This is a genomic window from Micromonospora sp. C31 (genome assembly GCF_018070575.1).
In the GTDB taxonomy this organism is placed as follows: domain Bacteria; phylum Actinomycetota; class Actinomycetes; order Mycobacteriales; family Micromonosporaceae; genus Micromonospora.
Map to the genome: position 1 here is coordinate 1 of NZ_JAGPXN010000063.1, position 1335 is coordinate 1335.

Annotated in this window: 1 protein-coding gene; it reads left to right on the top strand. The window is 65.5% G+C overall.

Annotated elements, in window-relative coordinates; all coding sequences use genetic code 11:
• The first annotated feature begins 69 nt into the window (after window positions 1–69).
• Window positions 70–1238 (top strand): IS3 family transposase gene (locus tag KBX06_RS27440; RefSeq protein WP_210839955.1). Its coding sequence is split into 2 segments (ribosomal slippage): window positions 70–354 and window positions 357–1238, totalling 1167 coding nucleotides; the frame shifts between segments, so codons are not numbered across the junction.
• The last annotated feature ends 97 nt before the right edge of the window (window positions 1239–1335 follow it).

Consider the following 1335-nt stretch of genomic DNA (forward strand, 5'->3'; position numbering starts at 1 on the left):
TGGGTCTGCTGCACCGATAGGTGACATCTGAGATGGCTTGCCCTGGTGGCGGGCTGGAAGGATGTTGCTGTGCCCAAGCCCTACCCTCGTGAGTTCCGCGATGACGTCGTGCGGGTGGCCCGTGACCGTGATCCAGGCGTGACGGTCGAGCAGATCGCCAAGGACTTCGGAGTCCACCCAATGACGTTGTTCAAATGGATGCGCCAGGCTGACGTTGACGCCGGTACCAGACCGGGTGTCAGCGGCAGCGAGTCAGCTGAGCTGCGCGAGGCCCGCAAGAGGATCAAGCTGCTGGAACAGGAGAACGAGGTCCTGCGCCGGGCCGCGGCCTACCTGTCGCAGGCGCATCTGCCGGGAAAAGGCTCTACCCGCTCGTGAGCGAGCTGGCCGCCGACGGTATCCCCGTGGCGGTGACGTGCCGGGTATTGAACATCGCTCGTCAGCCCTACTACCGGTGGCTTGCCCGCCGTGTCACCGACGCTGAACTGGCGCAGGCGTATCGGGCGGACGCGTTGTTCGACGCCCATCGCGACGACCCGGAGTTCGGCTACCGGTTCCTGGCCGATGAGGCCCGCGCCGCCGGCCAGCCGATGGTCGAGCGCACCGCCTGGAGAATCTGCTCTGGCATGGGCTGGTGGAGCGCGTTCAGCAAGAAGAGGCGTCGGGGCAAGGGCGGCAAGGTCGGTCCGCCAGTGCACGACGATCTGGTACGCCGCAACTTCACCACGGACGGCCCGAATCGGTTGTGGCTGGCCGATATCACCGAACACCGCACCGGTGAGGGCAAGCTCTACCTGTGCGCGATCAAGGACGTGTGGTCCAACCGGATCGTCGGCTACTCCATCGACTCACGGATGAAGTCGAGGCTGGCCGTCAACGCCCTGCACAACGCCGTAGCCCGCCGTGGTGACGTGGCCGGCTGCGTGCTGCACACCGACCGCGGGTCGCAATTTCGAAGCCGGAAGTTCGTCCGTGCCCTCAACCAGCACCACGTGACCGGGTCGATGGGCAGAGTCGGCGCCGCCGGCGACAACGCCGCCATGGAATCGTTCTTCGGCCTGCTGCAGAACAACGTCCTTGACCGCCGAACCTGGACGACCCGGCAGCAGCTGAGGACCGCGATCGTGACCTGGATCGAGCGGACCTACCACCGCCGTCGACGCCAACGATCCCTGTCCCGGTTGACCCCTATCGAGTACGAGACCATCATGACCCGACCGGCCAGTCAGGCCGCGTGACTGAACTGTCACCTATCGGTGCAGCAGACCCTTTACCCCCGAGCATCAGCTCGCTGCAGACCCTTTACCCCCGAGCATCAGCTCGCTGCATAGACCC